Origin of the sequence: Streptomyces sp. NPDC050439, from assembly GCF_040655335.1 — a bacterium.
In the GTDB taxonomy this organism is placed as follows: Bacteria; Actinomycetota; Actinomycetes; order Streptomycetales; family Streptomycetaceae; genus Streptomyces.
On record NZ_JBFAJT010000002.1, the window covers coordinates 310,190 to 334,694 of the forward strand.

Genomic DNA, 24,505 nt, shown 5'->3' on the forward strand with positions numbered 1-24,505 from the left:
CAGGGCCGGCACGTACACGCAGAGAACCGAGCCGAGGACGCCATGACCCCTCAGAAGCTGATCACGGACTACATCGTCGACGTCTGGATGGACGGCGACGCCGAAGGAATCGAACCGGAGACACCTATCACCGAGCTCAACATCATCGACTCGGTCGGCATCTTCGACCTCGTCCACCATCTTCAGGACGAGTTCCGGATCACCGTTCCGGTGAGCGACGTCTCCCTGAAGAACTTCCGGTCCATCAACTCCATCTGCGCCCTGGTCGAGCGGCTGCGGGAGGACAAGGGAGGCAGCGCGGCATGACGGACCTCATGGACTCCGGGCAGGGGGCTGCACACATCAGCCGGCAGGTGGTGGAGATCGTCGCGGCCCGGACCCTCTACGACGAGTCCTACCTGTTGCCGGACAGCCACTTCGAGGGCGAACTCGGCATCGACTCGGTCACGTTGGAGTCGATCCTCGCCTCGGTGGGCGAGCACTTCGGCATCGAAGGACCGCTGCCCCGCGACCTCACCACCATCAGGGAACTGGTGTCCGTGGTCACCGACACCGTCGGCACCGGCCGTCCGGCTCCGCTCACCCCCGTGCCGGAGGACGGCGCCGACCCGGCGCTGCGGGCCGTGCTGCAGGCCGCGATGCACCAGACCCAGTACCCACGTCAACAGCTCGCCCTGGACGCCGACTTCGAGCGCGATCTGGGCATCGACTCGGTGCTTCTCACCGCCGTCGTCACCGAGGCCGCGCAGGCGCTCGGTCTGCCCTCGGACGTCGGGGCGGCGGACGGCGCCACGACACTGCGTACGCTCGCCGCCCAGCTGCGGACCGCGTCCGCGACCGCCGCGGGCCCGAGCGCGTCGGAACACCTCCCCGCCGCGTCCAGGGTGCACGACCAGGGCTGGGACAGCCGCTCGATGAAGGACTTCGTCGAGGAGCGCAGCAGCGACCTGTTCGCCAAGACCCGGAGTTTCGGCACCTACCTGCGCGGACGCCAGAGCGCAGAGCTCTACTGGTACGGGATGCCCCTGCACTCCCGCTGCTCCAACCGGGCCGTCATCTTCGACGAACTTGCCGGACGCAAGCGCGAGTTCCTCATGTTCGCGTCCAACAACTACCTCGGTCTGGCCAACCACCCCGAGGTCGTCGAGGCCGTGTGCGACGCCACCCGCACCTTCGGCGCCACGCACACCGGATCCCGCTTCATCGGCGGCACGAACATGCTGCACAAGGAGCTCGAGCGCCGTCTGGCCGCCTTCAAGCAGCGTCCCGCCTGCATCGTCTATCCCGGCGGCTACGCGGCCAACCTCGGCGCCATCTCGGCGCTGGTCAAGAGCTACGACACGCTCGTGGTCGACAAGCTCAACCACATGAGCATCACCGACGGCGCCCGGCTCGCGGGCGCCACCCGCCGCATCTACCGGCACAACGACATGGCGGACCTGGAGCGCACGCTGGAACACGGTGCCGGACAGGGCAGGGGCGGCACGCTCATCGTCGCGGACGGCGTGTTCAGCATGCACGGCGACGTCTGCGACCTGCCGGAGATCGTGCGTCTGGCCAAGCAGTACGACGCCCGCGTGATGATCGACGACGCGCACGCCACCGGGGTCCTCGGCACCCGCGGCTCCGGAACGGCCGAGCACTTCGGCCTCAAGGGCGAGGTCGACCTGGAGCTGGGCACGATGAGCAAGGCCCTCGCCGGGATGGGCGGATTCGTCGTGGGCGACGAAGACGTCATCGAGTACCTCCGTTACTACTCCCACTCCTACGTCTTCGCCGCGAACATCCCCGCGGGCGTCGCGGCGGGGCTCATCGCCTCCATCGACGTCATCGAGCGGGAGCCCGAGCGCCTCACCCAGCTGTGGACCAACATCCGGATGCTGCGCGACCGGCTTCAGGAGGCCGGGTTCGACCTGGAGCACACCGAGAGCGCGATCCTTCCCGTCGTCATCGGCGACGAGCGCCGGACGATGGAGATGGGCCGGGCGGTGCGCGCCCGCGGCCTGTTCTGCCAGACGGTCGTCTACCCCGGTGTACCGATCGGTGACGCGCGCCTGCGGGTGAGTGTGACCTGCGAACACACGCCGGCCGACCTGGAGCAGGCGGCGGAGATCTTCGTCGACGCTGCCCGTGAGACCGGCGTACTGCCCTCCTTGACCGCGTCGGGCGGCGGGGAGGGAGGCATATGAACCCCTCTCGTCCTTCCGTCATCCGGCTGTCACCCGACCTCGTGCGGGCACACGCGGGCCGGCCCGCGCTCGTGGGCCAAGAGCCCCTCAGCTACGCCGCGTTGTCCGAGCGCGTCGACGCTCTCACCGCTCGCCTGCTGGACATGGACGTGCAGGCCGGCGACCGCGTCGCGATCTGGATGGACAAGCAGCCCCGTTACGCCGAGGCGATCTTCGCGGCCCTGCATGCCGGCTGCGCCTACGTGCCCCTGTACGGGGGCCAGCCCGCCCACCGGGTCGCCACCATCCTCACCGACTCGGAACCCACCGTGCTGTGCACGGACGCACACCGCCTGGAGGCGCTCGCCGGGTACGAGCTCCCCCGCAGCCTCAAGGTCATCATCGTGCACGCGCCCGAAGTCCCGGCGGCGGCCGAGCCGGCCGAATCACCCGGGCTGCCCCGGACCGTGGGCGGGGTCCCGGTGTTCCGGTGGACGTACTTCGTGCGCGCCGCGTCCGGACGGGTGGCCCTGCTCCCCGCCATGCGCCCCGACGATCTCGCCGCTCTCCTCTACACGTCCGGGTCCACCGGCACACCCAAGGGCGTCCGGCTCACCCACCGCAACATCGCCGAGTTCGTGGGGTGGGCACGCGAGGAGTTCGACGTCGGCCCCGACGACGTCTTCGCCAATCACGCCTCGTTCAACTTCGACCTGAGCACCTTCGACCTCTTCGTGGCACTGACGGTGGGCGCCGCGGTGTGGATCGTCGGCGACGATCAGGCACGCGACGTCACCGCCCTGACCGAAGGCGTCCGCGCCCACGGCGTCACCGTCTGGTACTCGGTCCCCTCCATCCTCCACCTCCTGGCCTCCGCCGACGTGCTCACCGAGGCCACCACCCGAACCCTGCGGTACGTCCTCTTCGCCGGGGAGGAGTTCCCGCTGCCCCAACTGCGCGCAGTCGCCGCGCGGCTCGGCGAGGGCACTGCCCTGTACAACCTCTACGGGCCGACCGAGACAAACGTCTGCACGTACCACCGGGTCCGGCCCGAGGACCTCGCGCGGGACCTTCCGCTGCCCATCGGCCGGCCCGTCAGCGGGGCCCGGCTGACCGTCGTCGACCATGAGGGCCGCGTGGTGCGGACCCCCGGCACCCTCGGCGAACTGATCGTCGAGGGCGACTGCGTGACCCCGGGCTACTGGCGACGGGACGAGGAGCCGGCAGCGGCGGACCACTGCCGTGGCAGACACCCGACCGGCGACCTCGTCAGCTACGACGAGGAAGGGCTGCTCGTCTACCGGGGACGACGCGACCGCATGGTCAAGCTGGCCGGCTACCGGATCGAGCTCGGCGAGATCGAGGCCGCCGTGCTCACGCACCCCGACATCACCGACGCGGCCGTCACGGTACGCCGGGACGGCACACGGGCCCGCCTCGAACTCTTCTACGCCCTCCGGGCGGGGGCCGCCCGGACGAATCTGCTGCAGATCAAGAAGTACTGCGCCCAGCGCCTCCCCGTCTACATGCTGCCGCACTCGGCGACATGCCTGGAGGAGCTGCCCCGCAACGCCAACGGCAAGACCGACTACCGCCGTTTGAGCCAGGAACCCGCCCAGTCCATCGCGGAGCCCTCGGGCTCCGCTCGGTAACGCGACGGAGACGACCGTGAGTCCAAGCCCCATCGAGACGCACTGGCAGGGAGAGGAACCGGCCACCGTCGCGGCGCTGTTGCGACGACGCCTTGAACTGATGCCGGACGCCCCCGCCTACCGTTTTCTGACCTCTGCCGACGACGCCGGCGAGACCTGGACCTATCGCGAACTCGATCTGCGGGCCCGTGCCGTGGCGGTGGCCCTCCAACGCGAGAACCTGGGCGGCAAGCCGGTCCTGCTCCTGCACCCGCCGGGACTCGACTACATCGCCGCGTTCTTCGGGTGCCTGTACGCGGGAGCCCTCGCCGTCCCCGCCTACCCGCCGAACCGCGCACGTTCCGGGCAGACGCTGACGCGCCTGGCCGCCGTCGCCCAGGACTCGGGCGCCACCCACGCCCTGACCACCCGTGCGGTGCGGGAGACCGCGCTCGGCCTGCTGGCCACGTCCGCCCCCGCCGGCCTCGACGATCTGTGCTGGCTGGTGAGCGAGGAGCTGGACACCGCACAGGCGCACCGGTGGCAAGACCCCGGCAGCACCGCCGACTCCCTCGCCTTCCTGCAGTACACGTCCGGCTCCACGTCGACGCCCAAAGGCGTGATGGTCGGCAACGGAAACCTCGTGCGCAACCTGCGCTCCATCCATCTGCGGCTCGGCCACGACGAGGACTCGGCGCTGGTCTCATGGCTGCCGCCCTACCACGACATGGGTCTCATCGGCGGCATCCTCACGCCCCTCTACAGCGGCATCCCCGCCCACCTCATGTCGCCGCTGACCTTTGTGCAACGGCCGCTGACCTGGCTGGAGACCCTCTCCCGTACCGGCGCGTCGACCAGCATCGCACCCAACTTCGGCTTCGAGCAGTGCCTGCGGCGGATCCCGCCCGAGCAGCGTGCCGGCCTGGACCTGAGCCGCTGGCGAGTGGCGGTCAACGGAGCCGAGCCGGTACAGGCAGACACACTCGACCGCTTCGCGGCGGCCTTCGCGTCCTGCGGCTTCCACCGTGACGCCCTGATGCCCTGTTACGGCCTGGCCGAGGCGACGCTCCTGGTGAGCGGCGTCGGCCAGGGCGACACGCTCAGCGTCGACGGTTTCGACGCGTCCGCACTGGAATCCGGCGTCGCCGATCCCGCCGGGCCGCAGAGCACCCGGATCTCCCGGGTGGTGGGGTGTGGGACACCCGTCGACAGCGTCGCGGTGGCCGTCGTCGACACCGACACCCACCGTCGCGCCGCGGACGGCCGCATGGGAGAGATCTGGGTGGCCGGGCCCTCCGTCGGGCACGGCTACTGGAGGAATCCGGAGGCGACCGCCGAGACGTTCGAGGCCCGTCTGCACGACGAACCCACAACGGCCTGGCTGCGCACGGGCGACCTGGGCTTCCTGCGCGACGGCGAACTCTTCGTCGCGGGCCGGATCAAGGACGTCATCATCGTGCAGGGCCGCAACCTCTACCCGCACGACATCGAGCGCACGGCCGAGGAAGCGACCGACGCCGTCCGTCCGGGCAACTGCGCCGCCTTCGGCATCCCCACACCCTCGGGCGAACAACTGGTCCTGGCCTGCGAGATCAGCGCCCGGCGGACGGATGAGCCCACCGAGGTCCTGGCCCGACTCCGCGCACGCATCGCCGAGGAACACGAGGTGGCTCCGCACGCCGTCCTGTTGCTCAAGCCGTCCACGATTCCGGTGACCACCAGCGGCAAGATCCAGCGCCGGGCCACCCGAGACGGCCTGCTCGACCTGACCCTCACCGTGGTCGCCGGGAGCATCACACATGACGACGAGGCGCCGCCTGCCGCGGAGTCGACGGTCGCGGAGCGCCGCAGCCGCGCCGGCGATACGGTGCTCCACGCCGTCACCGAACGGTCCGGTGCCGGCGACGTACGGGCAGACGACGAGCGCTCGTTCAACCTGCTGGGCATCGACTACCTCGCTCTGCTCGACGTCGTACGAACGGTGGAGCAGCGGCTCGGCGTCCAGATCCCCCTCGGCGCCCTGCTCGTACGCCCCTACGTCGGCACGCTCATCGAGCTCTGCCTGGACGAGCTGCCCGCCGAGCACTCCCCCGCCGCCCGGTTCAGCGGCGAGGAGATCGAGGCCTGGCTGACCGCGCGGGTCGCGAACCGGCTCGGTCTGCCCGCGGCCTCCCTCGACACCACCACGCCCTTCGTCTCGCTGGGGCTGGGCTCCAAGCAGGCCGTGGAGCTGATGGCCGAGCTCGGGTCGTGGCTGGGACGCGACCTCGCCACCGGAGTGGTCTTCGACCATCCGACCATCAGAGAGGTGGCCGACCACCTCGGCATCCCCTCGGCAACGACAACTGCCGTCACTTCGGCAGCAGTTCGGGCGCCGGCCGCCTCGCCCGACGAGCCGATCGCCGTCGTCGGCATGGGCTGTCACTTCCCCGGGGCCCCCGATGTCGACAGCTACTGGCGTCTCCTGCTCGACGGCCGCGACGCGGTGACGGAGGTGCCGCCCGACCGGTGGGACCACCGCACGGTCGCCGCTCCGGAGCACGGCGGATTCCTCGACCGCGTCGACGAGTTCGACGCCCGCTTCTTCGGGGTCTCGGCCCGTGAGGCCCGCCGAATGGACCCGCAGCAGCGGCTGCTCCTGGAGACCGCCTGGCAGACCTTCGAGGACGCGGGCATCGCTCCGTCCCAGGTCGCCGGCAGCAACATCGGCGTCTTCGTCGGCATCAGCAGCCACGACTACGCGGAGCTGCAACTGCCCGACCCCCGGGCCGTCGACGTCTACTCCGCGACGGGCAGCGCCCAGTCGGTCGCCGCCAACCGGCTGTCGTACTTCTTCGATCTGCACGGCCCCAGCCTCGCCGTCGACACGGCGTGCTCCTCGTCGCTGGTCTCCGTGCACATGGCGTGCAAGAGCATCCGCGACGGCGAATGCGACGCGGCACTCGCGGGCGGCGTGAACCTGATGCTCACACCGGGGCTCTCGGTGGCCTTCGCGGACGGGCAGATGCTCGCCCCCAGCGGCCGGTGCCGCACTTTCGACGACGCGGCCGACGGCTACGTACGCGGTGAAGGGGCAGGCCTCATCTGCCTCAAACCGCTCTCCGCCGCCCTCGCCGACGGCGACCGGATCCATGCCGTGATCAAGGGCACGGCCGTGGGACACGGCGGCCGGAGCAACGGCCTCACGGCGCCCAGGGGGACAGCCCAGCGCGCCGTGATGACCAGAGCGCTGGCGCAGGCGGGCCTGTCCGCCCATGACGTCGGCTACGTCGAGGCCCATGGGACCGGCACCCGCCTGGGCGACCCGGTCGAGTGGGAAGCCCTCGCCGCACTGTACGGCCGTGGGCGGCCCGAGGAAGCCCCCTGCCTCGTCGGTTCGGCGAAGACCAACATCGGCCATCTCGAAGCGGCGGCCGGTGTCGCCGGCCTCATCAAGGCGGCCCTGGTCGTGCGCCACCGTCAGGTGCCGCCCCTGCTGCACCTGAAGACCCTCAACCACCGGATGGCGCTGCCGGGGTCGGGCCTTGCGGTGCCCACGCGCCTCCAGGAGCTGCCCCTGGGCGAACAGGGCACCGCACGCGCCGGCGTCAGTTCCTTCGGGTTCGGCGGAACGAACGCCCACGTGATCGTCGAGGCCGTCGCCCCCACGACAGCAGAAGAGCCGCCCATGACCTCACCCCGCCCCGCGCACACCTTGTGCCTGTCGGCCCACACGCCGACCGCGCTCGCCACACTCGCCCGGCAGTACCGCACGCATCTGGCCGCGCATCAGGACACACCGCTGGCCGACCTGTGCCACTCGGCCAACACCGGGAGGTCCCACCTCTCCCACCGCGCGGCCCTCACCGTGTCCACCCCTGCCCAACTCGACGCGGCCCTGGAGGACCTGGCGCGGAACGAACCGTCGACCGTGGTCGCACGCGGCCAGGTGACCGGCCCGCACCGGCCGAAGGTGGCCTTCCTCTTCAGCGGACAGGGCACGCAGTACGCCGGCATGGCCAAGGAGCTGTACGCGGCACATCCCATGTTCGCCGCCACGCTGGACCGCGCGGACGAGATACTGCGGCCTTTCCTGGACGTGCCGCTGCTCGACCTGCTCTTCGACACGGCGCACGCCGAGCGGCTCCGACGCACCCGCTACTGCCAGCCCGCCCTGGTGGCGGTGGAGACCGCCCTCGCCCAGCTGTGGATGTCACTCGGCGTGCGCCCCGCGGCGGTGCTCGGGCACAGCGTCGGCGCGTTCGGCGCGGCATGCGTGGCCGGTGTGCTCTCCCTCGACGACGCGCTGCTGCTCGCCGCCGAGCGGGGCCGCCACATGGAGGAGCAACCCGGCAAGGGCGCGATGATCTCCTGTGTGGGCGACCCCGAGGCGGTCCGTACGGCCGCCGACGGATTCGCCTCGGTGACGATCGCCGCGATCAACACGCCTGACCATCTGGTCCTGTCCGGGGACGCCGAGGAGATCGCCGATCTCAGTCCCGGCCTGGAGGCGGCAGGCATCACCGTCCGGCCGCTCGCGGTGTCACACGCCTTCCACTCGAAGCTGATGGCCGGCGCGGCCCCGCCGCTCCTCGCCGCCGCGGGCGACATCACGTTCCGGGAGCCGGGCATTGCGTGGATCTCGGATGCCACCGGGCAGCCGGTCGAGCGCGTCGACGCCGACTACTGGGTGGAACACATGCTCGGCACGGTGCGCTTCGCCGACGGGTTCGCCGAGCTGCGGCGCATGGGCTGCACCGCGTTCGTCGAGATCGGGCCGCACCCCACCCTCGTCAATCTGGGGCGCTCCATGGTCGCCTCCGGGACCGACAACGCGCCGCAGGACGGCCCCGCCTCCCTGTGGCTGCCCTCGCTCCGGCGCGGCAACGGCGACTGGGAGACACTGTCCCGGTCGCTGGCACGCCTGCACTGCGCGGGCGGCGACGTGGACTGGGCGGCGGTGGACCGCGGCAGTTCCGCGCGCCGCGTCCCCGTGCCGCACAGCGTCTTCGAACGCGAACGCTACTGGCTCACCACCACCGCCCGGCCGGTGTCCGCACCACCCCGGGAGGACACCGCCACCGACATACCCGCTGCCCGGCCGCGGCCGGCGGCCGGACCCGGCCCCGTCGCAGCGGACGTACGCGGGGTCGTCGTCACCGGCGTCTCCCAGGTCTGCGGTTTCCCGGCCGAGGAGATAGCCGCGCACGCCAGGATCGGCATGGATCTCGGCCTGGACTCACTGATGCGCACCGATCTCCAGCGGCGTATCGCCGTGTACTTCCCCCAGGAGGCCGAACAGTTGAAGGAGGGATTGCCGGAGGACCCCACCGTGCAGGACCTGATCGACCGCCTGCACGAAGCAGGCGCGGCCACCCCCTCCCTCGAACCGGCACCCGCCGCCGCGCCGATGGAACCGGTGGCCCCGGTCAAGCAGGAGCACACGATCGAGGAGTGGGCCGAGTACGCGGTGCACAAGGACCGCCTGCGGCAGATCGGCTCCAGCGGCTCGAACCCCTACGGCCGCACGCACGAGGGGTTCAACTCGGGGCGTGCCACGGTCGCCGGTCAGGACGTCATCAACTTTGCGTCCTTCAACTATCTCGCCCTGTCCAACCACCCGAGGGTGCGCCAGGCCGCGAAGGACGCCATCGACCGCTACGGCACGTCCAGTTCGGCGACCCCGCTGCTGTTCGGGGAGACCCCCCTGCACCACGAGCTGGACACGGAGATCGCCTCCTTCGTCGGCACCGAGGGCGCCGTCGTGTTCGCCGGCGGCCACGCCACGAACGTCGCCACGGTGGGCCACCTGTTCGGACCGGAAGACCTCGTGGTCCACGACGAATGGATCCACGACAGCACCGTGCGCGGCACGATGCTCTCCGGGGCCCGCCGCCGTCCCTTCCCCCACAACGACTGGGAGGCGCTCGACAGGATCCTGAGGGCCGCCCGCTCCCGGCACCGCCGTGCGCTCGTGGTCATCGAGGGCGCCTACAGCCAGGACGGCGACATCCCCGATCTGCCGCGGTTCATCGAGGTCAAGCAGCGGCACGGCGCGATGCTGATGATCGACGAGGCGCATTCCATCGGCGTACTCGGCCGCACCGGCCGCGGTGTCGGCGAGCACTTCGGGACCGATCCAGCGGACGTGGACCTGTGGATGGGGACGCTCAGCAAGGGCATCGGCAGCCTGGGCGGATACATCGCGGCGCGCGGTCCGGTCATCGAGTACCTCAAGTACACGGCGCCCCTGCACATCTTCAGCACGGGCATCTCGCCGGCCAACACGGCAGCCGCGCTCGAAGCCTTCCGGGTCATCCGGGACGAGCCGCAGCGGGTGGCCAGGGTGCAGGAGCTGTCCGAGTACTTCCGCACCGGCGCCCGCGCCCGGGGTCTCGACATCGGGGTCTCCCGGGCCTCCGCCGTCATCCCCGTCATCACCGGTGACTGGGAGAAGACCATGGCACTGTCCAACTCCCTGCTCGCACAGGGCGTGAACGTCATGCCGATCGGCTATCCGGCCGTCGCCCGCGACGCGTGCCGACTCCGCTTCTTCATCAACGTCGACCACAGCGAAGCCGACCTCGAACACTCCCTCGACCTTCTGGTGTGACTCATGGATCAGAACAGCACTGAACCGACTCCTGCTGCCACGCCCGCACCCGCTGCCCCCGACGGCCGGCCCGACGTGCTGGTCACCGGGGCGAGCGGCTTCGTCGGCGGGCATCTGACCCGCCGCCTGGCCGAGCGCGGACACCGTGTCCGGGTGCTCGTCCGGTCCGGCAGCGACCGCACGGGCTGCGCGGAAGCGGCCGCCGACGTCGTGGTCGGCGCCCTGGACGACGTGGGCAGCCTCCGCCGCGCCACAGCAGGGGTGACCCACGTCTACAACTGCGCCGGGATGTCCGCCGACTGGGGCCCGTGGGAGGACTTCCGGCAGGCCAACGTCGACGGCGCGAAGAACGTCGTCGAGGCCGCGCACGCGGCCGGCACCGTCCGGCGCGTCCTCCACGTCAGCACCACGGACGTCTACGGCTACCCTCGCCGCCCTTGCGACGAGAGCACCGAGCCGACCGACATCGGTCTGCCCTACAACCGCAGCAAGCTGCTCGGCGAGCGCGCCGTCCGCCTGGCCGCCGACCGCACCGGCGTGCCCGTCACCGTCGTCCGCCCGGTCTCCGTGTACGGCCCCGGCAGCAAGGACTTCGTGATCGAGATCGGCAACCTGCTGCGGCAGGGGCAAATGGTCTACATCCGCAAGGGCGAGGTACCGGCGGGCCTCATCTACGTCGACAACCTGATCGAGGCGATGATCAACGCCGCCACGTCGGACCAGACGGCCGGCAAGGTCTACAACCTGCGCGACCCGGAGCTGACGACCTGGCGCGAGTACATCGGAGCACTCGCCGAGGGGATGGGCCTCAAGCCGCCCCGCATGAGTCTGCCGACCCCCGTCGCCACCACCGTGGCCACCGTGTCCGAGGGGCTCTACCGCACGCTGGGCATCAAGGCCCGACCGGTGCTCACCCGGCACGCGGTCCACCTCTTCGACCGTGACCAGTCCTACGCGATCGATCGCGCACAAGGGGACTTCGGCTTCAAGAGCGAGATCGACTTCCCCGAGGGCCTGCGCCGCACGCTCGCATGGCTGGACTCCGCCGAAGGACGTGCCCATGTCGCCCGCTGAGACCATCCGGCCGTCAGCAGCGTGGTTCCCGCCCACCGAACGTCACGTCGTACGGCCGGACCCGCGCCCCGACGTCCTGCGCCTGATCTGCCTTCCCTTCGCGGGTGGCACAGCCTCGGCCTACCGCGGCTGGCAGGAGGCACTGGGCGAGACGACGGCAGTCGTGGCCCCGCAGCTGCCCGGTCGCGGCACGCGGCTCGACGAGGAGCCGTACTCCGAAGCCGCGCCACTCATAGCGGACCTCGCCACGGTGCTCGTCGAGCACGGGCTCATCGACGATTACGCGTTCTTCGGCCACAGCATGGGTGCGCTCCTCGCGTACGAGCTGGCCTGCGAACTGCGGGAGCGCGGCATGCCGGAGCCGCGGCATCTGTTCGTCTCGGCCAGCCGAGCGCCTCATCTGCACGGTGATCGCTCCGACCACGCACTGACCGACACGCAACTGCGGGATTTCGTCCGCGACCTGGGCGGCCTCGACGTGGCGGGAACCGTCGGCACCGCCTACTTCGAACGCCGGCTTCCGGTGCTCAGGGCCGACCTGCGCGTCTGCGACACCTATCAGTGGCGGCCCCGTCCTCCGCTGAACTGCCCGATGACGGCCTTCTCCGCGACCGGGGACCCGATCGCCTCGGTGCCCCAGATGGAGGCATGGCGTGCCTACACCGGAAGTTCCTTCCTGCGCCGTCACCACCCGGGCGGTCACTTCTTCCTGAACGAGGAGCCGCAGAGGACCCGACTCCTGCGTGACATACGCGACGAGCTGAGCCGGCCGGAAGCCGTTCGGCATTCCGCTCCCAAGACCGCCATGACCTGAAGGAACGCACCGTGGACATACTGAGTCTCACCAAGACCGTCACCCGCCGCGTCGAAGCACCCCTCACCGACGTCCTCACCGCTGCCCGTGTGCTCGGCAACCCGCGCATGCCGGTACTCCTGGCCCTGTCCAAGGGTTTCGTGGAACCGATGTACCGGGCCGCCTTCCTCTCCTCCGCTGCGGGCTCCGGCATGCTCCGCTGGCTCTCCGTACGGCCCTGCGATCTGGACACGCTCGCGGACAAGCTGCAGGTGCCCGCCGAGGACAAGCCGCGGCTGCGGGCCTGGCTCGACATGGGGGTGCGCCTCGGCGACCTCGGCAAGAGCGAGGGCTGCTACCGGCTCAAGAGCTTGCCGGCCAAGGCGTTCGCGCAGCCCGGCAACGACGCGATGGCCGCCGCCCTCGAAGAGGTCATGCGCTTCCATCTGCCCGCGCTTCTCGACGGACCGAGGATGCTGAGAGAGGGGCGGCGCTTCTCTCTCAGCGACCAGGACGGCTCGGTCATCGCCCGCTCCACCCGGGTCGTGCAGCCGCTGGTGGAGGAGGCCATCTCGCGCACGCTCGTCCGCGACACGCCACAGCAGCTCCTGGAGATCGGCTGCGGCAGCGGCATCTACGTGCGCCACGCGGCCCAGCTGAACCCCCGGCTCACCGCCGTCGCGGTCGACATGCAGCAGGAGGTCGCCGACCAAGCCGCCCAGAACATGGCGGAGTGGGGGATCGCCGACCGTGTCGAGACCCGCCGGGCGGACCTGCGCACGCTCGAACTCCAGCCGCAGTTCGACCTCGTCACCCTGCACAACAGCATCTACTACTTCCCCGAGAACGAGCGTGTGGATGCCCTGAAGCGGGCCCGGGCCTGCCTCGCCCCCGGGGGCAAGCTGCTGCTCACCAGCCCCTGCCAGGGCGGCAACATCGGTCTGGAAGCACTCAACCTCTGGTTCTCCTACTCCGACTTCGGCGGCGCGCTGCCACGCGAGCAAGAGCTCGTGGCACAGCTGAAGCAGGCCGGCTTCATCGATGTGCGTGCCGATCAGCTCGTTCCGGGAGAGCAGTTCCGTGCCTTCACGGCAGGCAACCCCCAACCCGCGCAGTCCTGACCGTCCCAGGAGACGAACCACTCATGACAAGCACTGATGCCGCGGCCCCGACACCGCCGTCCCCGCACATCGTCGTTCTCGACGGCACCCAGCGGGCCGACCCCGCCATCCTCGGCGGCAAGGCCACCCGCCTCGCGGACATGACGGAGGCAGGGCTGCCGGTGCCCCCGGCCTTCTGTCTCACCACCGAGCTGTTCGACGCGTTCCTGTGCGACACCGGTCTGGCGGAGAAGGTGCGCGGCACGGACAGCCGTACGGTCCGCGAGCAGGTCCTGGCCACGGAGATCCCGCGACCGCTCGCGGAATCCATCCTCGACGCCTACGAGCGGCTCGGACGCCCCCGGGTCGCCGTGCGCTCGTCCGCGCCCCGGGAGGACTCCGTCGCGCAGTCGTTCGCAGGCCAGCACGACACCGTCCTGGATGTCTCGGGCGACGAGGATCTGCTGACCGCCGTGCGGCGGTGCTGGGCTTCTCTGTGGTCGGACCGGGCGACGGTCTACCGCACCGACGACGCGCCGCACGGCTCGATCGCCGTCGTGGTGCAGGAGATGATCCACGCCGATGTCAGCGGTGTCCTGTTCACCGTCGACCCGGTGAGCGCCCGGCCGCACCGCGTGGTCGTCGAGGCGTGCCAGGGGCTGGGCGAGGGACTGGTGTCCGGGCGTGTCTCCAGTGACTTCTTCGTCGTCGACGACCGCACGCTGGACGTCGTCGAGGAGCAGGTACGGCACAAGGTCACCAAGTGCGCGCCGCTGGAGCCCGGCCGGATCGGCATGACCAAGGTGGCCGCGGCCGCGCGCAACGTGCCGTGCCTGAGCCACGAGCAGCTGGGGGAGCTGACGGGCCTCGCGGTGCGGATCCGTGAACACTACGGCGCCGAGCAGGACATCGAGTGGGGCATGCTCGACGGCCGCCTCCACCTGTTCCAGACGCGCCCGATCACCACCTTGCCGCCCGCGGGCCCCACCGCGACGACGAGCACGGCCCGGACGCCGTACGTCAGCCCGCAGACCGACGAGATCCGCACCGGCACGCTCTGGTCCCGCATGGACATCGGTGAGATCTTCGTGGGCCTGATGACCCCGCTGGGCCTGAGTTTCACCAGGTACTACCAGGAGCACGTGCACCGGGACACCGCAGCCGCCGTCGGCGTACGCGACACCGGCGCGGCAGAGCATCACATGGGGTATCTGCAGGGCCACATCTACCTGAACATCTCCTTCACCTCCTACATGCTGGGCCAGTGCCTCCCCACCCGTGACCAGCGGCGCTTCACGGCGCGCTTCGTCAGCGAGGAGGCGAACCTCGACGGCTACAGCAACCCGTTCGGCACGTTCCCCGACGGGTGGGAGGACGCTCTGTCGACAGCCTTCTGGCTGCGCAGCACCGTCAACGAGATGGCCCGGATGAAGACCCGGTCGCAGGAGATGTCGACTTCCCGGCTCTACGAGTTCGACCGCGCCCGGCAGCTGGACCTGTCCAGGATGAGCCGCCACGAACTGCACACCGAGCTACGGCGTCACCTCGGCTACTTCCACGACATGCACGTGGGCTACATGCCTTACTACATCAACGCGTTCGGCTTCTACGGAGTGCTGAGCGAGCTGTGTTCGCTGTGGCTCGGCGACGAGGGAACCAATCTCCAGAACCGCATCAAGACGGACATGTCGAGCCTGCGGACGGTGGAGTCGGCCAAGGACATCTGGGCGGTCGCGCAGGCCGCCAAGGACCGCCCCCGCGTCCTGGCGCTCATCAACGAGCGCCCCCTGGAAGGCATCGCGGACGCCCTGCGCGAGGACACCGAGGGGCGCGCCTTCTGGGAGGGCCACATCGAGCCCTTCCTGCGGGCCAACGGCGCCCGCGGTCACCAGGAGATGGAGATCAGCCACCCCCGGTGGATCGACGACCCGTCGTACATCTTCCAGATGATCCGGCGTTACGCCGCCGACGGGTTCTCGATGGAGGACATCCTCAAACGCACCAGCAGCGCCCACGACACCTCACGCGACGCCCTGGAGAAGCTCTCTCTGCCGAAGCGGAAGACCATGGAAACGGTCATCTCGCTCTACGCGCTGTGCAGCGAACTCCGTGAGAACACCCGCATGTCCATGGTCACCTCGATATGGCTGGTGCGGAACGTGGTCTACGAAGTGGGCCGACGGCTGGTGGCCGACGGCGTGCTGCACTCCCTCGACGAGGTGGCCTACCTCGATTTCGAGGACGTCCGTTCCTATCTGGCCGGCACCGCGGAGGCGACGGCGGCCTTCGACCGGCAGAAACTCGACGAGGCGCGCCGCCTGCACGAATACCACAAGCGGCTGCCGGAACCGCCGCTCACGTTCGTCGGGGAGCACGACATCAACCAGGCGGCGCGGCCCGCCCCTGCCGGTGCGTCGCTGCGCGGCCTCGCGTCGAGCCCCGGACGGGTCGTGGGGCGCGCCCGCATCGTCGAGGACCTGGTCTGGCAGGCCGACGAATTCGAGGCCGGCGAGATTCTCGTGACGCGCTATACGGACGCCTCGTGGACACCGCTGTTCGCCATCGCGGGCGGTGTCGTCACGGACATCGGATCCATGCTGTCGCACAGCTCGATCGTGTCCCGTGAATTCAACGTGCCATCGGTGGTGAACACCAAGCACGCGACTCAGGTCATCAACACCGGTGACCTGATCATCGTTGACGGCGACGCCGGAACGGTCGAAGTCGCCGAAGGCTGAGGAAAGGAAAAGGATGATACCCAACCAGTGGTATCCCATACTCGACGCCAAGGAAGTAAAGAACGACGCACCGTTGGGCACGCGCCGCCTCGGTGAAGAGCTCGTGCTCTGGCGTGACATCGACGGCAACCTGGTCTGCCAGGGTGCTCGGTGTCCGCACAAGGGCGCCAATCTGGCCCATGGGCGCATGAAGGGCAATTCCGTGGAATGCCCTTACCACGGATTCCGGTTCGGATCGGACGGCGCCTGCAAGGCAATACCCGCGATGGGCTCGAACGCGCGCATTCCCGGATCGCTCAAGGTGCCCACCTATCCCGTGCGCGAGAAATTCGGGCTCGTGTGGATGTGGTGGGGCGACGACCGCGCCGAGGCCGATCTGCCCGACATCCAGGCCCCGCGCGAGATCACCGAGAACGGGAAGCTCCACTCCACGCAGCGGTGGACCCGGCCGGTGCACTACACGCGCTACATCGAGAGCCTGCTCGAGTTCTACCACGTGACCTACGTGCACCGGGATCACTGGTTCAACTACATCGACTACCTGCTCCTGTACGGGACGCCGAGCAAGTTCGGGCTCGACGGCAAGGAGCGCTATCTCGCCGCCACGAAGATCGCCAATCATCACGTGGAGACCGAGGGGCAGACCATCCGCTACTCGTTCGACCACTGCGAAGAAGCCGATCCGACCAACTCCACGCACTACGTCATCACGTTCACCTTCCCGTGCATGGTGCATGTGGTGACCGAGCAGTTCGAGTCGACTTCGTGGCTCGTGCCCATCGACGACACGCACACCGAGCACATCATGCGGTGGTACGAGTACGAGAAGGTCAAGCCGATCCTCCGCTCCGAGAAGCTGCGCCGGCTGCTGCCCTGGGCATCTCTGTACATGGAGAAATGGGTCCAGGACCCGCAGGACGCGCGGATCATGGAGCACCAGGAGCCGAAGATCAGCGCTGGTGGCATCAACAAGTTCATCCCGGTCGACGAGGTGAACGCCAAGTACCTCGCGATGCGCGCCCACCTGATCCAGGAGGCGGCGCAAGGCAACGCCAAGGCGCGTACCAGCAAAAACAACAAGCCCGCGGCGATCGTGCCGGTCAGCAAGGAAGTCGAGGACTGGTCCGGCGCCCACGCACAGCGGTAAATCTCTGCATCGAAAGCGAAGGTGAGACATGTACGGCGGATACGATCCGTCGACCGGTCCCAAGACACTGGTCACGGCGTGCAACACGATCGCCGTGGCCGGCGCGGCCTGGTTCCTCCTCGGAGGGGCGGACACGGTGGCCGACTGGTTCGGGACAGAGTTCGACGAGGCGGTGTCGCTCCGCCGTGCGCTCCTGGTCACTCTCTCCGTCATCTATCTGTTGCGGTTCATGGCCACGAACTTCGTGATGCTGCAACGGAAGATGGAGTGGTCGGAGACTTTCACGGTCGGCGTCTGGGTCATGGTCATCCACTGGACGATGGCTTATCTCGGCGGGACCAATACGGCGCCGGTCGGAGTCGCGACGTGGGTGGGCGTGGCCCTCTATGTCATCGGCTCGTACCTGAACACCGGCTCGGAGTACCAGCGCAAGTTGTGGAAGCGGCATCCGGAGAACAAGGGCAAGCTCTATACCGAGGGCCTTTTCAAGTACTCGATGCACATCAACTACTTCGGTGACGCCGTACTCTTCTCCGGTTTCGCACTGGTCACCGGCACCTTCTGGGCCTTCGTCATTCCGGCGATCATGGCATGCATGTTCATCTTCCTGAACATCCCCATGCTCGACAAGTACCTCGCCGAACGGTACGGAGCGGCGTTCCAGGAGTACGCGGCCAAGACGGCCAAGTTCATCCCCTTCGTGTACTGAGCGGACCGACCGCGGTGCGGCGGGCTTCCATCGGCCCGTCGCACCGCACCTTCATCGAGAACTGAGGAGAAAACGGCGTGCCCCACGAAGAGACATCCTCCGAGAGTTCCCCCTCCTTCGCGACGGAACTGCTCCAGGAACTCCTCGCCACCGGTGTCGACCTCTTCGGCCGCCTGTCCTCCGAGGAGAACGCGGTCGACGACTTCGGATTCGACCCCGATCTCGTCGACGAATTGCTGATGCCGGCCCTGCGTCCGCTGTACGAGAAGTACTTCCGGGTCGAGGTCCAAGGGCTCGAGCACATCCCGTCGGAGGGTTCCGCCCTCGTGGTGGCCAATCACTCGGGCACCCTGCCCCTGGATGCCCTGATGCTTCAGGTGGCCGTCCGCGATCACCACTCGGCCCATCGCCACCTGCGCATGCTCGCGGCCGATCTCGCGTTCTCCCTGCCGGTGGTGCGTGACCTGGCCCGCAAGCTCGGCCATGTGCGGGCGTGCCCGGAGAACGCCGAGCGGCTGATCGGCGAGGGCCAGCTGGTCGGCGTGATGCCGGAAGGTTACGGCGGACTCGGCAAGTCCTTCGAGGAGCGCTACCGGCTGCGCCGCTTCGGCCGCGGCGGCTTCGCCGCGCTGGCGCTCAAGACCGGACGGCCGATGATTCCCTGCTCCATCGTGGGGGCGGAGGAGATCTACCCCATGATCGGTGAATCGCGCACGCTGGCCAGAATGCTGGGTCTGCCCTACTTTCCGATCACGCCCACGTTCCCGCTCTTCGGTGTCCTGGGTCTCCTGCCGGTCCCGACGAAGTGGACCATCCGCTTCGACCCGCCCGTATACACCGATGGATTCCCGCCCGGCTCCGCGGACGACCCGCTGGTGGTGGAGAAACTGGCGACCGAGGTGAAGGACACCGTTCAGCACCGCATCAACGAAATGCTCCGAGAGCGCGGATCGCTCTTCTCGTAGCTCCCTACGTGGGCGTATGGCCCGTGTCCCCCGTCGCGGACCATACGCCCGCCCCTCGACAACGAAGCCGGGACCGGTTTCCACTATGCTTCGTCGCACAACCGCCCGCGCCGAGATGCGATCCGGTGCTCCAATGCCCGAGAGAAGCTCCGCGACCTGCGTGTCCTTGTAGGCCTATTCGGTTCCGGGGTGTGGAACGTGCCCCGGTGGCAACTAGTACAAGTGAGACAACGCCGATCGGAGTGTCATGGACATGGGTCTGAGTCCCGAACCCGATCGCTGGTCCCGGGATGCGGCCCAAGCGGGTTCCGAGTTCATCGAACTGCTCGAAGTCATGTGGGAACAGGGACGTGAGGCCGTCCCGACGGGACCGGTGTCTCCGTCCCAGTTGCGCGTGCTGTACGCACTGGACCGCGAGGAGGGCATCAACCTGCGGATGCTTTCCGAGGCCCTTGGCTCGGCTCCCCCCTCGGTGAGCCGCCTGTGCGACCGCCTGCAGGCCACGGGACTGATCGAGCGCACGCCCAGTCCGGTCAGCAGACGGGAACTGGAGCTTCGCCTCACCGGCCACGGCAGGGCCTACCTCACCGACCTGCGAAAGCGGCGCGAGAGCATCCTGATGGCCACCATCGAGGCCATGCCGGCCAAGGCGCGCCGCGCCCTGCTCGAAGGACTCAGGGGTTTCCGTGAGGTGGCGACGGCATCCGACAAGGACGACGAGGGGGCCAGAACCTGGCGCTCGGTCGGGTAGACCACACCGCTGAGCGCTCAGGCCGGCTCGTCCTCGACCCCCTACTGCCGCCCGAACCAGTCGAGGCAGACCACCAGAGCGTCGTCCTCCAGGGGCAGCGTGCCCCGGTACTCCCCGAGATCACGCAGCACCGCCTGCGGCACCTGCGCCGCGGGCAGCAGGCGGTGCGCCGACAGGGACCGCGCCAGCGCCCGCTCCCCGTACCGCTCCCCCGCCTGCGAGACGCTCTCGTAGACCCCGTCACTGCTCACCAGAATGCGGTCACCCGGCTCCAGCCGCAGACGCTGCGCGACGTAGGCCGTCTCCTCGAACATGCCGAGGGGGAGCTGCGCGTCGAAGTCGACGGCCTCGACGGTCCGGTCGCGGTACCTCCACATGCGGGGCGATCCGGCGTCGACGACCTCCACCTCGCCGGTGGCGAGGTCGAAGCGCAGCAGCAGGACGGAGGCGTGCAGCTCGCCACGGTACTGCGCGTAGACGGCCTGGTCGGCGAGGCTGGCCTGACCGGCGAGGTCGAGTCCCGCGCGGCGGGCATTGCGCAGCGCGCTCACCACGAGGTTGGTGAGGAGCGCCGCCTCCATCCCCTGACCCATGCCGTTGGTCACGGTGAGCGTCAGGTGGTGCGCGGAGACCGACCAGTCGAAGTTGTCGCCGAAGATCGCGTACGCGGGCTCGAGGTGGGCGCCCAGCTGGAACTCCGGACGCGACACCGAGTGGCCGGGCAGCAGATGCCACTGCATCTCGGCGGCGAGCGTGAGGCGGACGGCCCTGCGCGCGAGGAGGTACAGGTCGGTGTCGCGCCCGGCGACCAGGATCTCGTGGCCCAGCGCCTCACAGATGCGCTGGATCTCCGGCAGGTGCGCCAGCTCGAAGCGCGTCTCGGGAATGGTGACCGTCAATACGCCCATGCGGTCCCCTCGGACCGTCACCGGCAGATGTATCGTCGCCGCGCCCTCGCCGCCCTTTGACTCGACGCGAGGCTCCTGGGCACCGAAGGCCCTGCCCTGCGGACTGTCATGGATCGGCACCGGCTCAGTGGCGTAGGGCACTTCCTCCACCATCTGGAGGGTGGTCAAGCCGTAGTCGGCGAGCCGAAGTTCCACCCTGTCGGCGCCGTACTCCTCGCGCAACGCCCCCGTCACGACATCGAGCAGCAAATGGGGCGCCGCGCTGCGCAGCGCCCGCTCGACGGCAGCGAATCTGTCCACGTGATCCTGCTTCTCGTTTAGCCAAGCCGAATTGGGGGCCCGGCCGACAGCACCCCCGCTCCGTCGGCCTTCGACGTTTGGGGACATGCACTCAGTGCAACACGGCCCGCCCGAAGAGTCACTCCGGTGGCTGGGTCTGTCAGGTGTGGGCGAATGCCAGGCCGAAGCCGGGCAACCTCCCACATCGTACGATGCACGGAGACAACTATTTCCTCACAGCAAGAAAATTTGGGTCAACGCACATGCCTGCCTTAAGCCGGGGCAGGGGCGGTACGAGGAAGCTTCGTAGACCAAGGGAGGTAGAGACATGTCACTGATCTCTGAACAGGCCGCCGAGACCGCACGTGCGGACGAGGCGTCAGCCGCGCTCGATACGCATGCCTCGAACGAGGCGTCCGCCATCGAGGGTGATCTGCCGTGGATCGAGGACACGGACAAGGTCGCCCCCAAGGACGCCCGGGCGCTGTCGAAGATGTTCTTCGACCGGCTGCAGACCTTGGAAGAAGGCACGCACGAGTACCAGTACGCACGCAACACCCTTATCGAGATGAACCTGACGCTGGTGCAGTTCGCGGCCCGCCGGTTCCGCAATCGCGGCAACGGCGACATGGAGGAGATCATCCAGGTCGGCACCATCGGCCTGATCAAGGCGATCGACCGGTTCGACCTCAGCCGTGAGGTCGAGTTCGCCACGTTCGCCGTGCCCTACATCCTCGGCGAGATCAAGCGGTTCTTCCGCGACACCACCTGGGCCGTGCATGTGCCGCGCCGCCTCCAGGAGTTGCGGGTGGAGCTCGCCAAGGCCAAGGAGGAACTCTCCGCGCATCTTGACCACGACCCCACCGTCAAGGAGCTCGCCGAATACCTGGACCTGACCGAACAGGAGGTCATCGACGGCCTCGTCGCCTCGAACGGCTACACCGCGGGCTCCCTGGAGGCGCCCACCGACGGCGGTGAGAGCGCGGCCACGCCGACGCGCACCCTGGCGGATGTGATGGGCGGGCCCGACCCGGCCATGGAAGCGGTGGAGAATCTGCACACCCTGGCACCGCTCCTCGACGAGCTGGACGAGCGGGAGCGCCGCATCCTCGAACTGCGCTTCGGCCAGGAGATGACGCAGTCGCAGATCGGCTCCGAGCTCGGCGTCTCCCAGATGCACATCTCCCGCCTGCTGACCGGCACCCTCAACAAGCTCCGCAGGGGCATGCTGGCCTGACGCCACCGCCGATCAGCACTCTTTTTCGCCAGACACCCCTCACAAAACACCGTCGTCAGACACCCCTCATCACAGACAGACTTACTGACACGACACGGCACCACCTGCGGGCCTCGGGGCGCCATCAGCGCTCCGGGGCCCTTGCTGTGCCCGCGCTCGCCGGCGCATCAGGTCCAGGAGTGGTAAGCGGTCACTCGGGTCCCGTTGCTGGGCACGCCCGTTCCCGCGCGGCGCTTTTTGACAGCCGTACGACGCGGCAGCGCTTCCCACCCTCTGCTGACGGCCGCGCTGCACGCTCTGGATGAGGCGGCCGCCGCCCACTCAGGCGCGTCAACAGACCCCTCCGCGAAGTGAGCCTCGCCTCACCTGCACTCAGATTGATCCGATCTTCGACGGGCACACGGGCGAGGCGACGGACGCGCCGCGCCGCGCCCCCGAGAGAGGATGCTCATGCTGCTGGCACACCCCGTGGTTTTGGCGGATCTGGTGGAACGTTACAAGGCCCTCGCCGTACTGCGGGCCGACCATGGAAGCCCCGAAAGCCGCCAGGAGTACGCAGACGTCGCCTACAGCCTGTGCCTGGCCACCGGCACCAGCGACATCGACGCCGCGCTGGTGGCCGCCAGCCATCAACTGCCCGGCGCCCGCCTCACCGACGACTCCCTCCTGTCGGGCGAAGCCCTTCTGTGACGCGTGACAGGGGTGCCGCCCACCCGGCGGTCGGCACCCCTGTCACGCAGCCTCGCGCGACCGCTGCGGGACCACCGTGTACTTCGGGTCCTGCGCCGAGGCGACGCTGCGACCGCCCCACACCACCGCCCCGGTGGCCCCCGCCACCGTGAGCCACCGGGCACACCGCATCAACTGCCCCGCACAGCCCTGCCGGTAGGTCTCGGCGACCATGCCGAGCCGCTCCTCGGCCGCCCGCACCGTCGCCACGTCGGCAGGACGGCGCCTTGATGACCGGCCTTCCGTAGCACGAGGCGAACTCGGCCTCCTGCACCATGAGTTTCTCGCCCCGGCGTCCCCGGCGCCCACCGTGTCGATACCCGACCGAAGGCCGGTCGCAAGATCTGCACATCTGCGCACGCGCGCTCCCCCACCTGGCTCGTCGGCCGTTCACGGATGCTTCTGTGCGCATGTCCTCAGCTGCGATTTGTTTCCCCTCCAAGTCCAGGGGCAGGCGGACTTCGTGCTTCGGACCGGAGGCGCATTCGCGGGGAGCGGTATGTCTTCTCCCGTCGGATGCCCCGACTCCGGGCCACTCCGTTCCTCCGCGGTCACCTGCCCGCACGCCGCTTAGGAGCGATCCACGATGCTTACCGATCTCAACGCACCCGCCGCCCGTCGCCGTCAAGGTCCCCGGCACCTCCACGAGGACGCTCCCGACACCGCGGCGGCCTTCGCGCATCTCGCCACTCTCGACGGCGGACCCGAGTACGACCTGCTCTGCGAGGAGATCGTGACGGCCTGGCTGCCGATGGCGCACCGGCTGGCCAGCCGCTTCCGCAACAAGGGGGAGAACCTCGAAGATCTGCGGCAGGTCGCCGCGATGGGCCTGATCAAGGCGGTGAACCGGTACGAGCCGGAGCGCGGCGCCTTCGAGAGCTATGCCGTGCCCACCATCACCGGTGAGCTGCGTCGGCACTTCCGCGACCGCATGTGGGACGTACGGGTGCCCCGTCGCGTCCAGGAGTTGCGCAACAAGGTCCGGGTCGCGCGCCGTGACCTCATGGACCGGCCCGGCAGTGACACCGAGCCCAACTCTGCGGACGTCGCCGCGCAGGCGGGGCTGACCGAGGGTGAGGTCCGTGAGGGGATGGAGGCCATGACGAGTTACAGCGCCCTGTCGCTGGACGCCGAGATGTCCTTCGACCCCGATGGCTTCAGCCTGGCGGACACCCTCGGGGCCACCGATCCGGCCTACGACTGCATCACCGACCGGGAGGCCGCCAAGACGGGCCTGCGCCGGCTGCCGGAGCGTGAACGGACCATCTTGTACCTGCGGTTCTTCGAGGACATGACGCAGAGCAAAATCGCCGAGGAGCTCGGCATCTCCCAGATGCACGTCTCCCGCCTCATCACCACCAGCTGCGCCCGTGTGCGCGCGGAAGCCGTCCGTGGAGAAAACGGCGCCGGACACGCTCAGGCCGCCTGACCGCGGGCGCGTGCACCACACGCTGCCCGCGCCGAGCCCCTGGGGCGCCAGGGCCGCCCCAGGGCCTCAGCAACCCGGCTGAGGCCAAGCCCGCCTTCACGGACACCCCGCCCGCCCCTCCTTCAAGGACACCCCGTCCGGAACCACCCGAGACCAAGCGGCAGGCCCCGTCCCGGCCAATCGGACCGAGACCTGCCACCGACAAACTCAGCGGCAACCTGCCCCAGACCACCCCGCCCCCCGACCGAGCCCAGC

At 69.1% G+C, this 24,505-nt stretch carries 17 protein-coding genes; 15 read left to right on the forward strand and 2 right to left on the reverse strand.

Translation table 11 applies throughout. The annotated features are described in order from the left end of the window. Positions 1–42: 42 nt before the first annotated feature. The 12 genes from AB0I66_RS08485 to AB0I66_RS08540 all read left to right on the forward strand — a co-directional run bounded on the left by AB0I66_RS08485 (position 43) and on the right by AB0I66_RS08540 (position 19,668). Positions 43–306 carry an acyl carrier protein gene (locus AB0I66_RS08485; protein ID WP_363206996.1) on the forward strand — a complete coding sequence of 88 codons (264 nt, stop codon included), beginning with the start codon at positions 43–45 and terminating at the stop codon, positions 304–306. Then, the gene (locus tag AB0I66_RS08490; protein WP_363206997.1) at positions 303–2,189 is read left to right on the forward strand and encodes an aminotransferase class I/II-fold pyridoxal phosphate-dependent enzyme; all 1,887 of its coding nucleotides are present in this window, start codon (positions 303–305) and stop codon (positions 2,187–2,189) included. The genes AB0I66_RS08485 and AB0I66_RS08490 overlap by 4 nt, the downstream gene beginning before the upstream one ends. Further along, complete coding sequence (locus tag AB0I66_RS08495) at positions 2,186–3,820, forward strand: amino acid adenylation domain-containing protein (protein ID WP_363206998.1); 1,635 nt, start codon at positions 2,186–2,188, stop codon at positions 3,818–3,820. The genes AB0I66_RS08490 and AB0I66_RS08495 overlap by 4 nt, the downstream gene beginning before the upstream one ends. Before the next feature lie 16 nt (positions 3,821–3,836). After that, positions 3,837–10,391: an aminotransferase class I/II-fold pyridoxal phosphate-dependent enzyme gene (locus AB0I66_RS08500; protein ID WP_363206999.1), complete on the forward strand. Its 6,555-nt coding sequence runs from the start codon at positions 3,837–3,839 to the stop codon at positions 10,389–10,391. A gap of 3 nt (positions 10,392–10,394) precedes the next feature. Next, positions 10,395–11,465 carry an NAD-dependent epimerase/dehydratase family protein gene (locus tag AB0I66_RS08505; RefSeq protein WP_363207000.1) on the forward strand — a complete coding sequence of 357 codons (1,071 nt, stop codon included), beginning with the start codon at positions 10,395–10,397 and terminating at the stop codon, positions 11,463–11,465. After that, the gene (locus AB0I66_RS08510; RefSeq protein ID WP_363207001.1) at positions 11,452–12,279 is read left to right on the forward strand and encodes an alpha/beta fold hydrolase; all 828 of its coding nucleotides are present in this window, start codon (positions 11,452–11,454) and stop codon (positions 12,277–12,279) included. The genes AB0I66_RS08505 and AB0I66_RS08510 overlap by 14 nt, the downstream gene beginning before the upstream one ends. An 11-nt stretch (positions 12,280–12,290) precedes the next feature. Continuing rightward, positions 12,291–13,379 (forward strand): class I SAM-dependent methyltransferase, encoded by a 1,089-nt coding sequence (locus tag AB0I66_RS08515; RefSeq protein ID WP_363207002.1) that lies wholly within the window; start codon positions 12,291–12,293, stop codon positions 13,377–13,379. Between the two features lie 23 nt (positions 13,380–13,402). Next, on the forward strand, positions 13,403–16,096 hold the full coding sequence (locus AB0I66_RS08520) for a PEP/pyruvate-binding domain-containing protein (RefSeq protein WP_363207003.1): 2,694 nt from the start codon (positions 13,403–13,405) through the stop codon (positions 16,094–16,096). Positions 16,097–16,109: 13 nt separating this feature from the next. Next, positions 16,110–17,243: an aromatic ring-hydroxylating dioxygenase subunit alpha gene (locus AB0I66_RS08525; RefSeq protein ID WP_363207004.1), complete on the forward strand. Its 1,134-nt coding sequence runs from the start codon at positions 16,110–16,112 to the stop codon at positions 17,241–17,243. 28 nt (positions 17,244–17,271) lie between these two features. Next, the gene (locus tag AB0I66_RS08530) at positions 17,272–17,952 is read left to right on the forward strand and encodes a DUF1295 domain-containing protein (protein ID WP_363207005.1); all 681 of its coding nucleotides are present in this window, start codon (positions 17,272–17,274) and stop codon (positions 17,950–17,952) included. A 77-nt stretch (positions 17,953–18,029) separates the two neighbouring features. After that, complete coding sequence (locus AB0I66_RS08535) at positions 18,030–18,917, forward strand: lysophospholipid acyltransferase family protein (RefSeq protein ID WP_363207006.1); 888 nt, start codon at positions 18,030–18,032, stop codon at positions 18,915–18,917. Positions 18,918–19,170: 253 nt separating this feature from the next. Next, the gene (locus AB0I66_RS08540) at positions 19,171–19,668 is read left to right on the forward strand and encodes a MarR family transcriptional regulator (protein WP_363207007.1); all 498 of its coding nucleotides are present in this window, start codon (positions 19,171–19,173) and stop codon (positions 19,666–19,668) included. Between the two features lie 41 nt (positions 19,669–19,709). Here AB0I66_RS08540 and AB0I66_RS08545 read toward each other — a convergent pair whose 3' ends face one another. Beyond that, the gene (locus tag AB0I66_RS08545; protein ID WP_363207008.1) at positions 19,710–20,876 is read right to left on the reverse strand and encodes a PP2C family protein-serine/threonine phosphatase; all 1,167 of its coding nucleotides are present in this window, start codon (positions 20,874–20,876) and stop codon (positions 19,710–19,712) included. A gap of 307 nt (positions 20,877–21,183) precedes the next feature. Between AB0I66_RS08545 and AB0I66_RS08550 the strand changes: the two genes are divergently transcribed. Together AB0I66_RS08550 and AB0I66_RS08555 are read left to right on the forward strand one after the other, a co-directional pair. Continuing rightward, on the forward strand, positions 21,184–22,092 hold the full coding sequence (locus tag AB0I66_RS08550) for an RNA polymerase sigma factor SigF (RefSeq protein WP_363207009.1): 909 nt from the start codon (positions 21,184–21,186) through the stop codon (positions 22,090–22,092). 450 nt (positions 22,093–22,542) lie between these two features. Beyond that, complete coding sequence (locus tag AB0I66_RS08555; protein WP_363207010.1) at positions 22,543–22,782, forward strand: DUF5133 domain-containing protein; 240 nt, start codon at positions 22,543–22,545, stop codon at positions 22,780–22,782. 42 nt (positions 22,783–22,824) lie between these two features. On the opposite strand, the gene AB0I66_RS08560 is transcribed toward AB0I66_RS08555, so the two are convergent. Further along, positions 22,825–23,031, reverse strand: a complete 207-nt coding sequence (locus AB0I66_RS08560) for a hypothetical protein (protein ID WP_363207011.1) — start codon at positions 23,029–23,031, stop codon at positions 22,825–22,827. A gap of 376 nt (positions 23,032–23,407) precedes the next feature. On the opposite strand from AB0I66_RS08560, the gene AB0I66_RS08565 reads away from it, so the two are divergent. Next, positions 23,408–24,250: a SigB/SigF/SigG family RNA polymerase sigma factor gene (locus AB0I66_RS08565; RefSeq protein WP_363207012.1), complete on the forward strand. Its 843-nt coding sequence runs from the start codon at positions 23,408–23,410 to the stop codon at positions 24,248–24,250. Positions 24,251–24,505 lie beyond the last annotated feature (255 nt).

Bases quoted from the DNA above. Each gene is read 5' to 3' on its own strand.
- AB0I66_RS08495 (WP_363206998.1), top strand. From the start codon at position 2,186: ATGAACCCCTCTCGTCCTTCCGTCATCCGGCTGTCACCCGACCTCGTG.
- AB0I66_RS08490 (WP_363206997.1), top strand. From the start codon at position 303: ATGACGGACCTCATGGACTCCGGGCAGGGGGCTGCACACATCAGCCGG.
- AB0I66_RS08565 (WP_363207012.1), top strand. From the start codon at position 23,408: ATGCTTACCGATCTCAACGCACCCGCCGCCCGTCGCCGTCAAGGTCCC.
- AB0I66_RS08505 (WP_363207000.1), top strand. From the start codon at position 10,395: ATGGATCAGAACAGCACTGAACCGACTCCTGCTGCCACGCCCGCACCC.
- AB0I66_RS08530 (WP_363207005.1), top strand. From the start codon at position 17,272: ATGTACGGCGGATACGATCCGTCGACCGGTCCCAAGACACTGGTCACG.
- AB0I66_RS08550 (WP_363207009.1), top strand. From the start codon at position 21,184: ATGTCACTGATCTCTGAACAGGCCGCCGAGACCGCACGTGCGGACGAG.
- AB0I66_RS08555 (WP_363207010.1), top strand. From the start codon at position 22,543: ATGCTGCTGGCACACCCCGTGGTTTTGGCGGATCTGGTGGAACGTTAC.
- AB0I66_RS08520 (WP_363207003.1), top strand. From the start codon at position 13,403: ATGACAAGCACTGATGCCGCGGCCCCGACACCGCCGTCCCCGCACATC.
- AB0I66_RS08525 (WP_363207004.1), top strand. From the start codon at position 16,110: ATGATACCCAACCAGTGGTATCCCATACTCGACGCCAAGGAAGTAAAG.
- AB0I66_RS08540 (WP_363207007.1), top strand. From the start codon at position 19,171: ATGGGTCTGAGTCCCGAACCCGATCGCTGGTCCCGGGATGCGGCCCAA.
- AB0I66_RS08485 (WP_363206996.1), top strand. From the start codon at position 43: ATGACCCCTCAGAAGCTGATCACGGACTACATCGTCGACGTCTGGATG.
- AB0I66_RS08510 (WP_363207001.1), top strand. From the start codon at position 11,452: ATGTCGCCCGCTGAGACCATCCGGCCGTCAGCAGCGTGGTTCCCGCCC.